This is a genomic window from Pleurocapsa sp. PCC 7319, from assembly GCF_000332195.1.
Lineage (GTDB): Bacteria > Cyanobacteriota > Cyanobacteriia > Cyanobacteriales > Xenococcaceae > Waterburya.
Genome location: NZ_KB235919.1, coordinates 479969 through 497305, shown reverse-complemented (window position 1 = coordinate 497305; position 17337 = coordinate 479969). Strand labels below are relative to the sequence as shown.

The 17337-nt window shown below is 42.1% G+C and carries 16 protein-coding genes; 11 read left to right on the top strand and 5 right to left on the bottom strand.

Annotated features, from left to right (window positions below):
- The first annotated feature begins 64 nt into the window (after positions 1-64).
- The 4 genes from PLEUR7319_RS42480 (at position 65) to PLEUR7319_RS0103560 (ending at position 6729) form a co-directional block, all read left to right on the top strand.
- A complete protein-coding gene (locus PLEUR7319_RS42480) occupies positions 65-4675 on the top strand; it encodes a CHAT domain-containing protein (protein ID WP_019503834.1) in 4611 nt (1536 codons plus the stop codon).
- 152 nt (positions 4676-4827) lie between these two features.
- Positions 4828-5613 (top strand): DUF3365 domain-containing protein, encoded by a 786-nt coding sequence (locus tag PLEUR7319_RS0103570; RefSeq protein ID WP_019503833.1) that lies wholly within the window; start codon positions 4828-4830, stop codon positions 5611-5613.
- Positions 5614-5789: 176 nt separating this feature from the next.
- On the top strand, positions 5790-6437 hold the full coding sequence (locus PLEUR7319_RS0103565) for an AAA family ATPase (protein ID WP_019503832.1): 648 nt from the start codon (positions 5790-5792) through the stop codon (positions 6435-6437).
- Entirely contained in the window at positions 6427-6729 is a 303-nt protein-coding gene (locus PLEUR7319_RS0103560; protein WP_144054232.1) for a hypothetical protein, read from the top strand. The genes PLEUR7319_RS0103565 and PLEUR7319_RS0103560 overlap by 11 nt, the downstream gene beginning before the upstream one ends.
- A 123-nt stretch (positions 6730-6852) precedes the next feature.
- Here the strand turns inward: PLEUR7319_RS0103560 and PLEUR7319_RS0103555 are convergent, their stop codons facing one another.
- Complete coding sequence (locus PLEUR7319_RS0103555) at positions 6853-7872, bottom strand: aldo/keto reductase (protein ID WP_019503830.1); 1020 nt, start codon at positions 7870-7872, stop codon at positions 6853-6855.
- A gap of 680 nt (positions 7873-8552) precedes the next feature.
- Here PLEUR7319_RS0103555 and PLEUR7319_RS0103550 point away from each other — a divergent pair.
- On the top strand, positions 8553-9053 hold the full coding sequence (locus PLEUR7319_RS0103550; RefSeq protein ID WP_019503829.1) for a CBS domain-containing protein: 501 nt from the start codon (positions 8553-8555) through the stop codon (positions 9051-9053).
- A 51-nt stretch (positions 9054-9104) separates the two neighbouring features.
- Positions 9105-9758: a CBS domain-containing protein gene (locus PLEUR7319_RS0103545; RefSeq protein WP_019503828.1), complete on the top strand. Its 654-nt coding sequence runs from the start codon at positions 9105-9107 to the stop codon at positions 9756-9758.
- A 38-nt stretch (positions 9759-9796) separates the two neighbouring features.
- Here the strand turns inward: PLEUR7319_RS0103545 and PLEUR7319_RS34100 are convergent, their stop codons facing one another.
- Positions 9797-10906 (bottom strand): GMC oxidoreductase, encoded by a 1110-nt coding sequence (locus PLEUR7319_RS34100; protein WP_019503827.1) that lies wholly within the window; start codon positions 10904-10906, stop codon positions 9797-9799.
- A gap of 203 nt (positions 10907-11109) precedes the next feature.
- On the opposite strand from PLEUR7319_RS34100, the gene PLEUR7319_RS0103530 reads away from it, so the two are divergent.
- On the top strand, positions 11110-12351 hold the full coding sequence (locus PLEUR7319_RS0103530; protein WP_019503788.1) for a hypothetical protein: 1242 nt from the start codon (positions 11110-11112) through the stop codon (positions 12349-12351).
- On the opposite strand, the gene PLEUR7319_RS0103525 is transcribed toward PLEUR7319_RS0103530, so the two are convergent.
- A complete protein-coding gene (locus PLEUR7319_RS0103525) occupies positions 12339-12617 on the bottom strand; it encodes a hypothetical protein (protein WP_019503826.1) in 279 nt (92 codons plus the stop codon). The two genes, PLEUR7319_RS0103530 and PLEUR7319_RS0103525, sit on opposite strands and share 13 nt — an antisense overlap.
- Before the next feature lie 125 nt (positions 12618-12742).
- Between PLEUR7319_RS0103525 and PLEUR7319_RS0103520 the strand changes: the two genes are divergently transcribed.
- From PLEUR7319_RS0103520 to PLEUR7319_RS42475, 4 genes are all read left to right on the top strand, one after another.
- Positions 12743-12964 (top strand): hypothetical protein, encoded by a 222-nt coding sequence (locus PLEUR7319_RS0103520; protein ID WP_026102284.1) that lies wholly within the window; start codon positions 12743-12745, stop codon positions 12962-12964.
- Between the two features lie 205 nt (positions 12965-13169).
- Positions 13170-13973: a ParA family protein gene (locus PLEUR7319_RS0103515; RefSeq protein WP_026102283.1), complete on the top strand. Its 804-nt coding sequence runs from the start codon at positions 13170-13172 to the stop codon at positions 13971-13973.
- A gap of 28 nt (positions 13974-14001) precedes the next feature.
- On the top strand, positions 14002-14544 hold the full coding sequence (locus PLEUR7319_RS0103510) for a hypothetical protein (protein WP_019503823.1): 543 nt from the start codon (positions 14002-14004) through the stop codon (positions 14542-14544).
- Between the two features lie 165 nt (positions 14545-14709).
- Positions 14710-14862: a hypothetical protein gene (locus tag PLEUR7319_RS42475; RefSeq protein WP_237743502.1), complete on the top strand. Its 153-nt coding sequence runs from the start codon at positions 14710-14712 to the stop codon at positions 14860-14862.
- Here PLEUR7319_RS42475 and PLEUR7319_RS0103505 read toward each other — a convergent pair.
- Positions 14849-16804, bottom strand: coding sequence for a protelomerase family protein (locus PLEUR7319_RS0103505; RefSeq protein ID WP_019503822.1), 1956 nt, complete (start codon positions 16802-16804; stop codon positions 14849-14851). The two genes, PLEUR7319_RS42475 and PLEUR7319_RS0103505, sit on opposite strands and share 14 nt — an antisense overlap.
- Before the next feature lie 131 nt (positions 16805-16935).
- A complete protein-coding gene (locus PLEUR7319_RS0103500) occupies positions 16936-17307 on the bottom strand; it encodes a type II toxin-antitoxin system VapC family toxin (RefSeq protein WP_026102282.1) in 372 nt (123 codons plus the stop codon).
- Positions 17308-17337 lie beyond the last annotated feature (30 nt).

Sequence of the window (17337 nt, the reverse complement as noted above, 5' to 3'; positions counted from 1 at the left end):
TTGATAAGGAATCGATAAAGAATCGATAAGATTTAAGAGATCCTTTTATAAAGTACATCCTCTAATGAGCAAGTCAGTTGTTATCAATTTGGGAAGTGGGGACTTGTACAAGGGATTTCCTCGAGTCACTGCTCAATTATGGGCAGCAGGTTATCCTCGACCAGAGCAATTTATAGGCAGTCTACCGGCAGCCCCAGCTCTAGCTGAATCCTACAGGACTTGGCAGTCAATCTATAAGGCTTTGTGCAGTCGTTTAGTTCTATTTTCCAGAGGGCCAGATGATGATGATGATGAACTAGAAATTGATGAAGGGGGTATAACTCAAGTTTCTGAGGTCAGTTTTGATGCATTAGGTCAACAATTACATGAGAGCCTCAATGCCTGGCTCAAATCGGTGGAGTTTCTCAACATTGAAAGGCAACTGCGATCGCAATTAGACCCGAGCGAGGAAATTCGGGTCATTATTGAAACCAATGATGAACAGCTACGACGATTACCTTGGCATTGCTGGGATTTTGTTGAAGATTATTATTACTCAGAAGCAGCTCTTTCTCGACCAGAGTATAAACGCATCAAGCGATCGCCGTCAAAAATCAACAGAAAAAAAGTCAGAATCTTGGCGGTTTTGGGCAATAGTCAAGGTATAGATTTAGAAGTAGAAAGAAGGTTTTTAAAAGGCTTACCCGATGCCGAAACCGTTTTTCTGGTCAATCCCTCCCGCCATGAATTCAACGAACAGCTTTGGAATTCTCAAGGCTGGGACATCCTCTTTTTTGCCGGTCACAGTCAAAGTGAGGGAAAAACGGGTCGAATTTATCTTAATGAGAATAAAACAAATAACAGCTTAACGGTAGAACAGTTAAAGGAAGCTCTTAAAGAAGCCATTAAAAATGATCTCTATTTAGCAATTTTTAATTCCTGTGATGGACTGGGATTAGCAAATGCTCTGGGGAAATTGAACCTCCCTCAAATTATAGTAATGCGAGAGCCAGTACCAAATCGTGTGGCACAGGAATTTTTCAAGCATTTTCTCTCCGCTTTTGCTAGCCAGCGATCGCCTCTATACTCAGCGGTACGACAAGCTCGTAGACAGCTACAAGGATTAGAGAATGAATTTCCCAGTGCTTCTTGGTTGCCGGTAATCAGTCAAAATCCAGCAGTTGAACCACCAACTTGGCTGCAGTTGGGAGGAATTCCTCCTTGTCCCTATCGAGGTTTATCTGCTTTTCGGGAAGAAGACGCACACCTTTTTTGCGGCAGGGAAGAGTTCACTGCTAATTTGCTGAAAGAAGTCAAAAGCAAACCCTTGGTAGCTGTAGTTGGTGCTTCCGGAAGTGGTAAATCCAGCGTAGTATTTGCCGGATTGATTCCTCACTTGCAACAGGATACTGATCTTTGCTGGCAGATAGTCTCTTTTCGTCCGGGAAATAATCCTGTTGATTCTTTAGCAGCAGCACTCGTTCCTCTCTGGCAGCAAAGAGAAAATAACCAAGAGGACAATTTAGCATCTCGCGACAACAGCATTGTGGAATTGGAATTGTTCCTGGCACTCCGACGGGATGAGCTAGCTTTAAGTAAGTTAATCAAAAGCCTGGTCGAGTCACCGAAGACTCGCCTCCTTCTGATTGCCGATCAGTTTGAAGAACTCTACACTCTTTCTAACCAGGCAGAACGCCAGTTTTTTTTAACTTTATTGCTCAATGCGGTGAAATTCGCTCCTGCTTTTACCCTCGTTTTAACTTTAAGAGCTGACTTTTACGGCTATATTTTGGGAGATCGCTCTTGGAGCGATGCCTTACAGGGAGCAATTCAGAATCTTGGTTCGATGAGCCGCTCTGAATTACAGTTAGTCATTGAAAAACCAGCCGCACTTATGCAGGTCAAACTAGAGCAAGGATTGACCGATAAACTCATTAATAATGTATGGGAACAGCCAGGACGTTTACCTTTGTTAGAGTTTGCCCTAACTCAGCTGTGGTCAAAACAGCAACATGGTTTACTAACTCATCAAGCTTACTCGGAGATCGGTGGCGTATCATCGGCGCTAGCTAACCATGCCGAGGCAGTCTATGCTCAACTTTCTGAGACGGATAAACAACTAGTACAGCAAGTGTTCCTACAGTTGGTTCGTTTAGGAGAAGAGACAGAAGCCACTCGTCGCTTAGCAACTCGTGATGAAATCAAAGCAGAAAATTGGGATTTGGTTACCCGCTTGGCATCTGCTCGTCTGGTAGTAACTAACCATAGATATTCTACTGGTAAAGAAACGGTGGAAATTGTACATGAATCTTTAATTAAAAGCTGGGGACGTTTGCAACAGTGGCTGCTCCTTGACGGTGACTTTCGCCGCTGGCAAGAGCAATTACGGACAGCGATAGGGCAATGGCAATGGCAAGGTAGTAGCTCAAATCAAGATACTCTATTGCGGGGAAAGCCCCTAACGGATGCTTCAAATTGGCTGCAAAAACGTTTTCAAGAATTGACTGACTCTGAACGGAGTTTCATTCAAGCAAGTCTGGAGCAGCGGAATAATCACATTAAAGCGGAAAAGCGTCGTCAACAGTGGACGATATTGGGTTTAACTCTCGGCTCGATTTTAGCTGTAAGTTTAATGGGGGTGGCCCGGTGGCAATGGCAGAAAGTAAGAATTGGCGAGCTATATGCACTCACTAAATCTTCAGAAGTGCTATTTGCTGACAATGATAGGTTAAACGCGCTAGTAAAAGCGATCGCCGCCCAAGAAAAACTACAAAAATTAGGTAGAGTAGATACAAAGCTCCAAAATCAGGTGGAGTCCATTTTAAGACGATCAATTTATGGGGCGAACGAGTCCAACCGCTTATCAGGTCATCATGGGGCAGTTTGGGGAGTAGCCTTCAGTCCCGATGGCCAAACTATTGCTTCGACGAGTTGGGATAATACTATCAAACTCTGGAGTCGAAACGGCAAGGAACTAAAGACTATCACAGGTCACGTTGAAGAGGTTTGGGGAGTAGCCTTCAGTCCTGACGGCCAAACTATTGCGACCGCTAGTGGCGACAACACAGTCAAACTCTGGCAGCATGACGGCACCTTACTTAAAACTCTTACAGGTCATGGTGATATAGTTTATAGTGTAGCCTTCAGTCCCGACGGCCAAGCTATTGCGACCGCTAGTGGCGACAACACAGTCAAACTTTGGCAGCGTGATGGCACTTTAGTTAAAACTCTTACGGGTCATGAGGCATCGGTTTGGGGAGTAGCCTTCAACCCTAACGGTCAAACTATTGCCTCGGCGGGTTGGGACAAGAAAGTCAAGCTTTGGAGTCGAGATGGTGCTTTGCTCAAGACTCTGGAAAGTCATCAAGCCCCAGTTAATGCTTTAGCCTTTAGTCCTGATGGCCAAACCATCGCGACCGCTAGTAACGATAAAACCGTCAAGCTTTGGAGCCGAGATGGGACTTTACTCAAGACTCTGGAAGGACATGATGATGATGTTTGGGGAATCAGCTTTAGTCCCGATGGTCAAACCTTTGCTTCTGTTAGCGGGGATAAAACCGTCAAGCTTTGGAGTCGAGATGGAACTTTACTTCAGACTCTGGAGGGACATGATGATGAAGTTTGGGGGGTAAGCTTCAGTCCCGATGGTCAAACCCTGGCTTCGGCGGGTGACGACAAGACGATTAGACTCTGGCAGCGAGATAATAAATTGCTGACCACTCTTAGTAGCCATAGCGCAGGAGTGAATGGAGTAGCTTTTAGTCCTGACGAGCAGCTTATTGCCTCGGCTGGTTGGGACAAGACGGTCAAACTTTGGAATAGTAACGGTTCTTTGTTAAAAACATTGATTGGTCATAGCGCAGCGATTAACGCTTTAGCCTTCGAGCCTGGTGGCAACATCATTGCGACCGCTAGTGCAGACAATACCGTCAAATTCTGGCAGCGTGACGGCACTTTACTCAAGACTTTAATTGGTCATCGCGCTGGAGTTAATGCCGTTGTTTTCAGCCCCGACGGAGAAATAGTGGCTTCGGCCAGTGCCGATACCACGGTCAAACTTTGGAGTCGAGAGGGGACTTTACTCAAGACTTTAACTGGTCATCGTGCTGGAGTTAATGCCGTTGTTTTCAGCCCCGACGGAGAAATGGTGGCTTCGGCCAGTGCGGATAATACCGTCAAATTCTGGAGTCGAGATGGGACAGAATTGAAGACTTTTAAAGCTCATGGCGATCGCCTTTACGCATTGGCATTTAGTTTTGACGGTCAGATGCTGGCTACAGCGAGTGCAGACAATACAGTGAAGCTTTGGAATCGAGATGGGACAGAGCTGAAGACTCTGAATGGTCATAATGGTACGGTTTGGGGAGTAGCCTTCAGTCCCGATGGTCAAACTATTGCGACCGCTAGTGGCGATAACACCGTCAACCTTTGGAAGCTTGACGGCACTCTGCTAACAACTCTCAATGCTCATAACTCTGCGGTTAATGCGATCGCGTTTAACTCTGATGGGAACAGACTCACTTCGGCTAGTGAAGATAGAACGGTAATTGTGTGGGATTTAAACCGCGTTCGTTCTCTGGATGAAATACTTGCATACAGTTGTGATTGGGTACAGCATTATTTACAAAATAATGCCAATGTTAACCCAGAGGCTCTTCTCCTCTGTGGGAAAATAGAGAACCTCAATCCACAATAGTCATGAATCCCGTTGAGAACAATCCCCACGAATTTATTCGGGGGCTTGAAAATCTTGTACATGACCAGACTCAGCTAGATAAACTAGCTACGTTAGTTAGGCTATCTCACCCTAGGATGCTTGTGATGATTGGGTAGTCCGATTCTAGAAATATGTTTAAAAATTTTAGGTCAAGACAAAAATTAACTCTTCTATTAGTTCTTATTTTGGTGGCAAGTCTAATTATATTTAGTATTTTTCTGAGTGCTGTTCTCCAGCAGAATGCCAAAAATCAAATTTCTTCAAAAGCTATGATGCTCATGGAGACAATTAACTCCATTGGAGATTATACCAAGACTCATGTCCAGCCAGAATTAATTAATAGAATAGAAGTCGAATTTGTCCCTGAAATCATACCCAACTTTGCGGCAAGGGAAATATTTAAAAATTTTCGCCAAAAACCAAATTATCGTGACTTTTTTTATAAGGACGCAACCCTGAATCCTCTCAATTCTGAGGATCAGGCTGATAATTTTGAGACAGAAATCATAGAAAATTTTAGAGAGTATGAAGAAGTTGAAGAATCAAGAGGATTTCGTTCTGCTCTCAACGGAGATCTATTTTATCTTGCTCGTCCCCTCAAAGTTTATGAGCCAAGCTGCCTTGAATGTCACGGTGAGCCAAGTGCCGCGCCCCCAAGTCTAGTTGAACGGTATGGAAGCGTAAATGGATTTGGATGGAAGCTCAACGAAATTGTCGGTGCTCAGATTATTTCGCTCCCAGCTAATCAAGTTATCAACGAGGCTCGTCAATTGTTTTTCCTGATTATAGGAATTATTTCTTTTCTTTTCCTTGCCGTCATCTATGTAGGCGTAAAGCTGTTGAACAAAGTCGGACAACCCATCCAACTAGTCCAATATATTAGACAATTTAACCGTTTTCAACATAGGAAGAAATAGCTGAAAGCGAGGGTCTTCTCTCACAAATACATAAGAAGGGGCTGTGGGCGTGATTGCATCTTAAAAATTAATCACCTAACCTGGGTGTTTTCTCTGTTTCTAATATCCAATACTTAAATTATACTTACTGAAGTAAATCAGCAAATCAGCAATTAAATGAATAAGTAAACATTACTATGATTACTGCCTTTATCAACTTAAAGGGAGGCTCAACTAAAAGTAGTAGTGCGGTCCATCTATGCCGTTACCTACTGGGAAAAAACCAAACTGTTGCCTTAGTTGATGCCGATTCTCAAGCCACTAGTTCGACTTGGATTCATAATTTAGATGATGGTCTACCCCGTCCCAATACTTATCGACTTACTGAGCCAGATCCTTTACTGGATGAAATACCAGTGATCGCTAGTTCAGTTGACCATGTTGTTGTTGATGGTGCAGGAGGATTAGCAGAGGTACAGAGAACTATTCTGTTATTAGCTGATTTGATATTCATTCCTATTCAACCTAGTGCGCCTGATATATCAGCAAGTCATCAAGCAATCAAGGCAGTAAGCAGAGCGAGGGTAATTAGAAATGGGAAACCAGAAGCTTATACCTTTCTCTCCCGTGTAGTACCTAAAACTTTGCTGCTAGCAGAGGCTAGAGAAGTTTTATCTGCCTACGAGGATGTTCCTTTACTCAAAGCAGAGATACCTCAGCGTCAAGTAGCGGCAGATGTTATGGGACAAGGAGCAACATTATTTGATCTCAAAACTAGATCAGCAAAAGAAGTAGCTAACTTTTACCGTCAACTATTCGATGAAGCTTTTAATTATGGCACGTAAGAAATTAACTGATGCACAAAAACAGTTTATCACCGGTGATGACTTGAATAACCAAGCAAGTCAGCAAGTAAATGCTGAAGTAAATACTCAAGTATCTGATGACATAGGAGTTAATTTAAAACAGGAATTTTTCGGCGATCGTCAAGAAAAAGAATCCAGCATCAGATTTACCGTCGATATACCAAAATCACTCAATAAAAGACTTAGTCAGTTAAGTGTGGATACTGGAAAACCTAAAACTGAGTTGGTTAGAACTATCATCCATAAAGCATTAGACAGCCTTGATTATTAATTTACTGACTTGCTGACTTAAGCAAGTTGTTACTGTTGTTTGTCAATAAGAGAATCATAATACCTAAATGAACGGCAGCGAAGGCTACGACCCAGATATTTCTCAATTAAACAATTAGCACTCTCATGGTGTCGGTGCTTCCTGATGTAAAAGCCCTTCCTGTTTCAGCTCCTCCCACAATGATGGTGGAATATCAATACTCATTAGAGAGATGTTTTGCTTGACTTCACTTGGCTTAACCGCGCCCGGGATGATTGAGACGATCGCTGGATGACCGAGGGGAAACTGAATCGCTGCCGCTGCCAAAGGCACATTATAGCGAGCACACACCATTTCAATCCGCTTCACTTTGGCTCTAATTTCTGGCGGGGCTTTCTGGTAGTTATAGAATGCCCCTTCTTTGGCTCCAGTCGCCAAGATGCCCGAATTGTATGGGCCACCCAGTAGAATGCCAATGTTCTTTTCCACGCACAGTGGCAGAAACTGATCGAGAGCCGGTTGCTCCAGAAGAGTATAGCGCCCCGCAAGCAGAAAACAGTCGAAGTCTCCAGAGTTGGCAAAACGCTGACACATCTCCCATTCGTTTAAGCCACAACCAATTGCCTTAACTACACCAGAGCTGCGCAATTGCTCCAGAGCACGATATGCACCCGACATGGCTTCCGAGAAACGTTTTTCGGTCTCGGCAATAGTACCGTGAGTCCAGACATCGACATCGTGGATCAACAGGATATCGATTCGATGAGTGGCCAGACGCTGTAAACTGTCTTCCACCTGGCGCATAACGCCGTCATAGCTGTAATCATAAACTGGTTCAAAGGCCAGGGTGTTGCGCCATTGACCTCGATCAATGAGAGAAGGTTCCTGAGGCTTTAAGGTTCGACCCACTTTGGTGGAAAGCAGGAAGCTATCCCGGGGATACTGGCGCAGTACGTGACCGAACCGATGTTCGCTCAAACCATACCCGTAGAACGGCGAAGTATCGAACAAGCGAATGCCTTCGGAGTAGGCAGTCTCGACCGTGGCGAGTGCCTCGGACTCTGGCAGCGGTGCGTAGAGATCGCCGAGAGGAGCCCCGCCGAATCCGAGCTGTGTTACCGATAATGGTGCTTTACCAAGTTTTCGCGTATTGTTGAAATTCATCAGCTAATGTATATTTAAATCGAAAAAACTGATAGCAGAAAAGGAACATCCCATTCAGCAGTTATCAACTATGGTAATTAAGACACTCAGTTAATTTCATCCTTAAAGGGAATAGTCAAATAAAATATTGCTGAGAGGTCATCTGAAAAGTAAATTTGGTCACTCAAAAGTTAAATTTAATACGTACCTTGTTTGAGTTGTTACCTCAATGATTTGGTTGAGTTTAATTTGCTCAAATAAATATATAGCGGTGTGCAAACAGGCTAAGTACAGTTTGAAATTTCAATCCTAATGAACAAGCAAACTAAGTGTACTTAAGTAAGTCTGAACACCGCTGTAGATTGAGAGATGAAAAATTAGACTGATTCTAAATAAATATGGCTTTTTATCTTATATAGACAGACTTTAATTAAGGACGTTGCTGATTTGAAGTATGAAACCAAAAAGTAATCTGCTCGTAGCTATCAGCTATCAGCTATCAGCTATTAGCTATTAGCTATTAGCTTTTTGATTGATTTGCTAAAGGAGTGAAAATCATAAAATCATATCTCGATTCAGCAACGCCTAATTAAGCTTAAGCTCACAAGTTTCTCAAGTTATTTATTTAACTTAAGACTGAAAGGCAAGAGCGACTTGGTAATTGACTCTTTGTTGCTAGTCCATGGAGGAGAAAGAGCTTGATGAAAGCAGCAGATATTATGACCACCAAGCTAATCACTATCGATAGTTTCGCCACAATTGCCGAGGCAGCTAGAGTCATGAAACAGAATCACCTACGGGCTTTAATTGTTGCTCGGACTTCAGCTCAAGATGCTTATGGCATCATCACCGTCACCGATATCTCACAAGCGATTGCTAATGTTAGAAATCCCCAAGCAACATATGTCCGCGAAGTGATGACCAAGCCTTGTATTGTGGTCAATCCCGATCTAGCTGTCGAACATATTGCCAAATTATTTGCTAGAGCACAAATTCGCCTAGCGCCAGTGATTAAAGACCAGCTTTTAGGTATTGTTTCGATTACCGACATCCTCACAAAAACTAATTGTTTAATCCCCATTGAAGACCAATTAAGGCTTCAAAAAATCCCAGAATTAATCGAACTGCCTTTAGATGAATCGATAGAAAACGAATGGGGCACTGAGTGCGATCGCATCTATGAAAATTGGTGTAGTGGATAGTGAATCAGAGAATTTTTATGGATTTAAAACCCAAATTGGAGAGAAAGAATGATGAAAGTCAAAGATATCATGAGCAAAAAAGTTATAACTGTTCGTAATTTTGCCACAGTAGCCAATGCGGTCCAGCTCATGCGAGATCATCGTTTAAGTTCGCTGATTGTTGAGCGCCTCGATGAATCAGACAGTTATGGCATCATTACTGAAACCGATATCATTCATAAAGTAGCAGCCAAAGGACTCGATCCTGACCAGGTGAGAGTTTGTGAAATTATGACCAAACCCTGTATTGTGGTTAATCCCGATCTCAGCACCAAATCCGTCGCCCAGCTATTTGCTAATACTGGCATTCGTCGCGCACCTATAATTAGAGACCAACTTTTAGGTGTCATCTCCACAACCGATCTATTGCTGAGAAGTAACTTTGTCGAACAACCCACTTCCGTCTCACTCCAACAACAAATCGAACAAAGGTTCGCTGAGGCCCGTAAAATCTGTAACGAACAGGGCTTTGCCTCTTCTGAATGCGCCAGTGCTTGGGATTTAGTCGAAGAATTACAGGCTGAAAAAGCACATCAGCAAACAGAAAGACTAAATCAAACTGCTTTTGACGAATATTGCCAAGAATATCCAGAAGCCAAAGATATCAAGCGATTCGACCCTTGGTTTTGCCATTGGGAAGAAGAACAATATAATAAGAGCCTTTAATTGATGACAAATCGGTGAGATACAGTATAACTTTACTTTTAGTCCCTTCGACAGAGTTGAGTTGCCACATGATGCCCAATTAAATAAGCGGTCATCTGGGGACTGACCCTAGGGAGAGGTGATGCAGATAGATCTGCCACATAGATATTCTCGCTCCCCAATACTTTGCCTGTATCTTGTGACGATTCCTGCCCCAAATCTATAGCTTGACCAAAGACACAGCCTCCAGATAAATGCTGCTCCGTAAGTAGATCGTAGCGACTGTAGTGTTTGATATAGTCCTCAACTTGTTGAGTTTTGTAAGGCATTCTGGTTAATAGCCGAATCAAAAATTGAAAGAACGGGTGGGGTTTAGCCCCCAGAGAATCCATCAGCGGAATTTGTCTAGTGATAGCAGTCTTAGCTACCCTGAAGTCTGGATCTTGCTCCAGAGATGCCTTCTCAAAGCAACGGAGGATAATTTCATACCGTTTTGGCTCTTCCTTGGCAGGAGTCTTAGTATCAGACTGAGGTTTATAGAAGCCTTCGCGGGCAATATTAAATTTGACAATGGCTGAAATGAGATTCCATTGATGTTTGCCCATCTTTGAGGGATGAAAAATTGACCAGAGAAGATCGTCTAAACTATTGAAAACACTAACAAGACCTCTGCTTACTTGTTTGAGACATTGAAAGAGTCTGGGGTTTCTAATCATCCAAAACTTTAACCAATTAGGAACCCAAAAAGCTAAAAACAAATGAGACACTAAGTACAGAAGAACGTCTAACTGACCCGAGAAAAAATCAAAATTGCAAATCGTAGGTTCTCCGTGACCATCGTCAGTAGAAAATTCTTCTGTCGTCGCAAATAGAGAAACGTACTGGTCCTTCAAGGTCACCTGAAGCTCGTCTGGGAGTAGATAAATCCCCAAAGGCAGAAGAATATGATCGTTCACATGTTCCCCAATCTCCATGTTATCGAGTTTTTCCCGATGCTCATAGAGTAACTGGGGTGTCGCGGCACCGGCACAGAGCAGCAATTTGGTATTGGGACCTAAATGATAGGTCTCTAGTTCCCCTTCAACCAAGTTAAAAACAGTAATTGCCGTACATCGTTGCCCTCCATGCCTAGTCTCTAGATGCAACTGAGTCACCCGCTGCTGTGTCATAAAGTCGAGTCGTTCGTTCTCATACCAATTCAGCAGAGACACGCCACTATGGGTTCGCTGCCCAAATTGATTAAACTGATTCTGGTTCTAACGGATTTTGTGGGTAGTAGAAATACTCAGGATAATGGGGCTTGAAGCACAAAAGAAATCAAATTGAGATAAAGTCAACAAACAATCAATTGATTTTCAGTAAAAATTCAAGCATGGCAGTTTCTATCAGAGGAGATAAAAGTATTTGTTTACCCGTTAGCAGTGAAGAACAATATCAACAACTAATCGCCAATAATCACAATTATAGAGCCTATTTGCTGCAACTTTATGCCAAGTATCCTGAAATTTTTCCCAGAGAAATGGAAGCAGGGTTCAGCTTTCATGATTGGGTGGTCTCCAGCAAACAGGAACTGTCAATGCGCCGCATTAAGCTCAAAGCTAATCAGCAGGTCTATCAATTGCGTCCTGACTTCATTATGCCTTATATGGTAGGAAAAACCGACGAAATAGACAAACCAATGTATTTAAGACAATTTGGTGTGCCTTTTGACGCTTTAAGTTATGTTTTCGGTCGTAATGCCATGTACTGGTATCGTATTTACCTGTCTTTAGGTCGAGCCTCGATTGTGGGAACGACAATCAAAGACGCTCAAAAACTGCCTCCACATCTGGTAGCGGATGAAAAACATACTTGGTTAGGGGGTTCACGAGTTTATCTTCCTACTACCGTAGCATCTGGCTGTATTTTGGGAGTTAGCTTGACCGAATCAGCTAGTGCGCCAGCTTTAACTAAAGGATACGCAGAATTTCAAACCGAAGCTCGTCTTCTCGACCCCAATTATACCCCAGTGACAGTCAATACAGATGCTTGGGACGGAACTAAACAGGCTTGGCTTAATCTATTTCCCACGGTGACTTTGGTACTGTGCTTTTTGCACGCGGTGCTAAAAGTGCAGAAAGGAAGCCCCAGTTATCGCAATTTAAGAAACAAGCTCAAAGCTCTGCTCTGGAAAGCTTATAAATCCTCTACTGCTGCTAAATTCTTGCAAGGAATACGATTAGCTTTGATTTGGAGCAAAAAACATATCAGACGGAAACGCACTTTAAGCAAGATGCGTCAATTATGCCGTCGTGCTGCTCAATTCACAGTCGCTTATCAATTTCCCCAAGCTCATCGCACTAGCAATATGGTAGACCGGTTGATGAATCACCAAGACCGTTTACTCTACACTATGCAATACTTTCATGGTGACAAGGAGTCGGCAAGATTATATCTACGTTCGATGGCACTGATCTGGAATTTCCATCCCTACGCAGCTAGAACTCGCTCAAAATGCTCGTCACGGATATCGCCGTTTAGCGATCTCAATGGTTTTAGCTATCATCACAATTGGCTTCACAATTTGTTGATTGCTAGCTCGATGAACGGTCGCCAAACCCTTCAAAGTGGTTGATCCACAAAATCCGTTAGAACCAGAACGAGGGTAGAACGAAGTTCCTCGTCGATTTCGGAGCGAATTTGATCGATGCTGTTGGTCAGGGAAGGATTTTCTAGTTGAGGATTGTCAGTTTTCTGATTCGCCTCTGTGGATTCAGAGAGGGGGTTAGGGGTAGGCTTTTCTTGCGGCTCAGGTGAGGTCAAGATAGACATTTGTTGATCTGGAGAACTGGTTAAGCGAGTTCTTCTTCTTCTGGTATTTGTTCTTCGGGTATAAGTCATAGGAGTGAAATTTGATTCTGTAATAGCCTTTTCAAGGGTAGTGTTTTTCGCTTTAGTAGTATAAATGTATCTATTAGATTAAATAATGGTGATGGATAAAAGTGACGACTGTGATAGATAGCGTGATGACTGAAACCATTGCTAGTGATGAATGTTACGTGTGTGATGGCATTTTTAAAAAGTCTGATGAAAATAATGATATTGTAAAAAGCAAGGTTAAGTGTAATACGTTAGATGAGGGTCAAGAGTCAAAAAATGATTCAGTAGAAGAGTTTTCGATTTTGCCGTCACCTACGTCACAGAAGGAGGTTGAAAGCTATATAAATCAAAGCGTGACGGATAGTTGAGGTGATCTATCACTAGCTATAAATTCATCCATCACAGTAGGCTTGGTAAGTTTTTTGAATTTAGTCAAACAATAAGTTAGTCAATTATTAAATTAACCAATTAACTATTACATAAATGTTAAATAACTAAAAGAGTAAAGTTAATAACTTGGCAATTTACAACTGATTGGTTAAATTGGGGAAGTTCAGATAGAGAGAAAAGAAAATGCAAGTAATTTCTTGTTTAAGTCTTTCAGGAGGAATGGGAAAAACGACCTGTAGTTTTTTCTTGGGTTTGCATTTGAGTTTATTAGGATACAAAGTATTACTAATAGATAGTGACCCGCAGTCAAACTTAACGTTTTATTTATCAGTATCGGTGGAGTCGGACGAGCCAACATTACTGGAAGTGTTAAGGAAAGAAATAGAGATAGAGGATGGAATATACGAAACAAAGTATTCAAATATCTGGATGATTCCGTCAGACGATGCCTTAAATCAAGCGCAAGAATACTTGTCAAACAGTGGAATGGGGTCAGTAGTACTAAGGAAAAGACTAGCAGGAATATCGGATATATTCGATTTTTGTATTATAGATTCACCACCTCAAAGATCTCAAATAAGTTTGACGGTACTGGGAGCGGCAGATTTACTACTAGTACCAGCAGAGGTATCAAGCAAAGGAATAAATTCAATATGTAGAACATTAGATTTAGTGGATGAGCAAGGGGAAATAGAAGCATTCAAGGGCAAAATCATGGGAGTGTTACCCTTTAGAGAACGTTGGGTAGGAAGAAGTCAGACAAAAAAAAGTAAAGAAAGTCTGGAGACGATCAAGCTATTTTTAAAAGAGGAAACGAGAACGAGACTAAAAGGAATAGAAATATTACCGTCGCTAATAGAATCAGAGCAATTCAAAAAAGCGATGGATTCAGGAAAGACATTGAAAGAGCTAGAACATGAGGGTTTAGAGTATCCTTTTCAACATATTGCCCAAAAATTGTTGTCAAATATATTAACGACAGCGTAATGGAGAAGTAATTGCCAGAAGAGAAAAAATGACTGAAGCAATAGAGCGCCTGAAAAATAGGCAAAGAAAAAAAGTAAATGCTAGAAGTTCCTCATTAACTGAAAATAATCAAACAACAAATGAGTCAAGCAACAATGATTTACTGACTAAAAGTAGTCAAACAGCAAATGAATCAAACAATAATGACTTATTAACTGAAAGTAGTCAAACAGCAAATAAATCAAGCAACAATGACTTATTAACTGAAAGTAGTCAAACAATAAATGAGTCAAACAATAATGACTTATTAACTGAAAGTAGTCAAGCAATAAATCTTAGAGCTGAGCCTATTCGTAGAACAATAAGGCTCGATCCTTTAGTGGACGAATATATGGATACTTTGTGCAAAGAAAATAGAGTGACTAGAGAAACTTTGATTGAAGCAGCGATTTTAATTTGCGGCAAAAATCAACGAACTTTAAACAAGGTAATTACAGATGCTAAAGACAGATATCAAAATCGTAAACGATTAGGAGAATTGAAGAAATTACAAACTATGAGTCGTAAACTTGGTTTTGATAATAGTAAATAAGGAAACTGCCAGAAAGTCTTAGTAATTGGAGGAGTAGTTTTTGGCTAAGGTTGATCATTTTGATTCAGATGTGATTCATTGATTGAATTTATAATCTAGACAAAGCGGAGAAAAATCAGAAGTCAAAGAAATCGCGGATTAGTTTATAGAGGGATAAGGTCAATAATGCTGGGGGCATCTTTGCCGTTCCTGAATGACTCGACGAATGACCTGATTGGCTTTGCCAGTACGCGGAGCGCAATCGCCCCTTCTCGTAAGTTGGCAAATACAAAAGTTGCATCACCAAAGGGAGAGTCAAGAAAAGTTAGAGAGAAATGACAGATTCAATGGGAGGAAAAGAACTATCTTTCTTATTGTGAGTAGAAGAGAGTTGATGTTTGTGGTGATGAGCGTCGATTTCAGATTTACGAGAGTTATAGACAGCATAGACAGGATGCTGACCACAACCAGCCAGACGTTTTAAGCCAGCAACACTAATAGCCCATTTTTCGCCCCTCGGACGATCTAGGACATCATTAAAAGCCATAATCGCATCGATATATTGATTGACTCTTTGACGAACCTGCATCGAATGTGACTTGCGCGGGGAAACTTCAGATTGTGGTTTAGGTGGAGTTTTTTGAGTCTTCTGTGTAGGTTTACTTGATGGAACCAATGCACTCTGAGAAAGAGGAGAAGACTTAGCTGGTTGCTCCCGAACCTGGGGAGGAGAGATGGAGGAAAGACTAGGGGAAAAAACACGAACAAGTTCGCCAATAGCATGAGTCAAATGATCCAAAGACTGTTGCTGCTGACTCATTTGGTTTAATTGCCGATCCATCTTCTCAAAAAGAATTTGAGTATGAGGGACTGAAGATTCTGATTCAGTCAAAGGTTCAGGGGCAATCATCACCCCTGGTTTACTGTGACCGCCTTCGGGGGGAACTCCTGGTTGTGTCGTCGAAGAAAGCGAATCATCCATAGGCAAATTATCTGCCGACTCTTGTTCTTGTACTTCAGTAGCAGTTTCGGAAACGGAAACCGAGGAAGAAGACTCTTCAAAAGCATCTAATCGCTTGCTCAGAACTTCAGGAGAAAGATGGAGGCGATCAGCAGCGTCAATTAGAGATTGAGCAAGATTCAGAACGTAATGATTGGCATTGGCACGGGTTTGCAGACCAAAGCGATCTTGAATGTGAGCCAGGGCAGAGCGGTCGTGTTGTGTGACAGTAATTTTGACGAGCCGACCGAGATTTTCAGTAGTAGTAGTCTTTTGGGGTTGAGGAGCAAAAGCCTTAAGAATCTCAACACCATCTTCATCGAGACGAATACCCAAACGACCGTCAACATTACCATGACCGTCAGCAATTTTATAATCCCAGTAGTGGCGTTGGGAAGCCATATTAGTTTGTTTACTGGCATCAGGTTCATTTAAAACTTGAAAATGACCCTGAACGTAGGCGCGAAATTCGAGGTCGCTGACAGAGGTCGGACAAAACCAATGAGAGGCGATAGTAGCGTAAACACCGCGCATTAAATGAGTATAAAGATGATTTTTACCATCTCTAGTGGGAATTAAATCACGAAAATGGCGATCGCTTGCGCGAGCGACAATTTGTTCGTACTTGTCATTGATTTGTCGATTAGTCAGACCTTGAGTTTCCAAAAGGGAGCGTAAGCGAGAAATAGCATCAAGAACTAAAGGAGCAGGAACTAAAGTAGGAATTTCAAACTGTAAAGGTATGGATTCATTGCGTCGTTTAGCAGCCCCAACAAAGAGGACTGAAAACTGAGAAACAAGTTCAAAGGAAGCAGTTTGAAGAACTTCGCCAATCCTGCGACCAGTGGCGACAGCCAACCCAGCAGCAAGATCAGACCAAGTATGGCTCTGGAGTAAGTCCAAAGCAGTTTGGGCGATGGCATGAGGATTATCCAAGAATTGAGTAGAACGATGGGCACGTTGAGCAGCTTTTTGATTAATTTCGATCCATTGATCAGAAGAGAAACCAATAACATCGAGGGTAGGATGATGGGGGTCAAAGACCTTAATCGCATTTCGGACATCGGTAAGACGATTCTTTTGTTGAGAGAGAGAAGTAAGACCACGCTCGACAAACTTATCTTTGATAAAAGCATCAAAAAGTTGAGCTTTCTCCAAGTCGCGCGGGGTATTGTGGAGAGGAATAAGCTGAGGGAGAATTTCGGTTAAAAGCTGTCTGAGCCATTGAGTACGAGCGCAGTTAATAGCTCTTTCGTATTGTGGAGAGGAAGTATCGAGCATGGTAGATAGAAAGATAAGGCATTAATATCTATATCAATAGTATAACGTTATAGATTAGTGAAGGTCAAAAGAAATGATATAGATAAAGCAATCGCGATATGGTTAGTCTGAGAAAAAAGAAACTGAATAAACTATTGCATTAGGTTGGGATTTATTTCGGGATATTGAGAAAACAAACCATCAATACTAGCTAATTTAGCTTGATAGATGATAGCTGTAGCAATAATCAGGCGGTCGAAGGGGTCTTGGTGAACGGGAGACAAGCTGACTGCTTGAAAGGCAATATTGGCAGTTAGAGGAAGCAATTCAATACCTGTTGGGTTGAGAGCATTTTCCAGCCAAAGGGGAACGCTACAAGGCAATTCTAGTCTACCTTTTTGGTGTGCTAATGCTACTTCATAACAAGAGACAGGAGAAATACCGACTCGCTCTGCTAATTCAATTTCTTCTCGCCAATTCGAGGGGAAGCGAGAAAATTCTTGAGTAACAAACCAAATCCAGATCTGGTTCTAACGGATTTTGTGGGTAGTAGA

Excerpts from the sequence above, each read along its gene's own strand:
- PLEUR7319_RS0103505 (WP_019503822.1), bottom strand. The coding sequence starts at position 16,804 with ATGCTCGATACTTCCTCTCCACAATACGAAAGAGCTATTAACTGCGCT.
- PLEUR7319_RS34100 (WP_019503827.1), bottom strand. The coding sequence starts at position 10,906 with ATGACACAGCAGCGGGTGACTCAGTTGCATCTAGAGACTAGGCATGGA.
- PLEUR7319_RS0103520 (WP_026102284.1), top strand. The coding sequence starts at position 12,743 with ATGACTGAAACCATTGCTAGTGATGAATGTTACGTGTGTGATGGCATT.
- PLEUR7319_RS42475 (WP_237743502.1), top strand. The coding sequence starts at position 14,710 with ATGCTGGGGGCATCTTTGCCGTTCCTGAATGACTCGACGAATGACCTG.
- PLEUR7319_RS0103515 (WP_026102283.1), top strand. The coding sequence starts at position 13,170 with ATGCAAGTAATTTCTTGTTTAAGTCTTTCAGGAGGAATGGGAAAAACG.
- PLEUR7319_RS0103510 (WP_019503823.1), top strand. The coding sequence starts at position 14,002 with ATGACTGAAGCAATAGAGCGCCTGAAAAATAGGCAAAGAAAAAAAGTA.
- PLEUR7319_RS0103560 (WP_144054232.1), top strand. The coding sequence starts at position 6,427 with ATGGCACGTAAGAAATTAACTGATGCACAAAAACAGTTTATCACCGGT.
- PLEUR7319_RS0103525 (WP_019503826.1), bottom strand. The coding sequence starts at position 12,617 with ATGACTTATACCCGAAGAACAAATACCAGAAGAAGAAGAACTCGCTTA.
- PLEUR7319_RS0103550 (WP_019503829.1), top strand. The coding sequence starts at position 8,553 with ATGAAAGCAGCAGATATTATGACCACCAAGCTAATCACTATCGATAGT.
- PLEUR7319_RS0103530 (WP_019503788.1), top strand. The coding sequence starts at position 11,110 with ATGGCAGTTTCTATCAGAGGAGATAAAAGTATTTGTTTACCCGTTAGC.
- PLEUR7319_RS0103545 (WP_019503828.1), top strand. The coding sequence starts at position 9,105 with ATGAAAGTCAAAGATATCATGAGCAAAAAAGTTATAACTGTTCGTAAT.
- PLEUR7319_RS42480 (WP_019503834.1), top strand. The coding sequence starts at position 65 with ATGAGCAAGTCAGTTGTTATCAATTTGGGAAGTGGGGACTTGTACAAG.
- PLEUR7319_RS0103565 (WP_019503832.1), top strand. The coding sequence starts at position 5,790 with ATGATTACTGCCTTTATCAACTTAAAGGGAGGCTCAACTAAAAGTAGT.
- PLEUR7319_RS0103570 (WP_019503833.1), top strand. The coding sequence starts at position 4,828 with ATGTTTAAAAATTTTAGGTCAAGACAAAAATTAACTCTTCTATTAGTT.
- PLEUR7319_RS0103555 (WP_019503830.1), bottom strand. The coding sequence starts at position 7,872 with ATGAATTTCAACAATACGCGAAAACTTGGTAAAGCACCATTATCGGTA.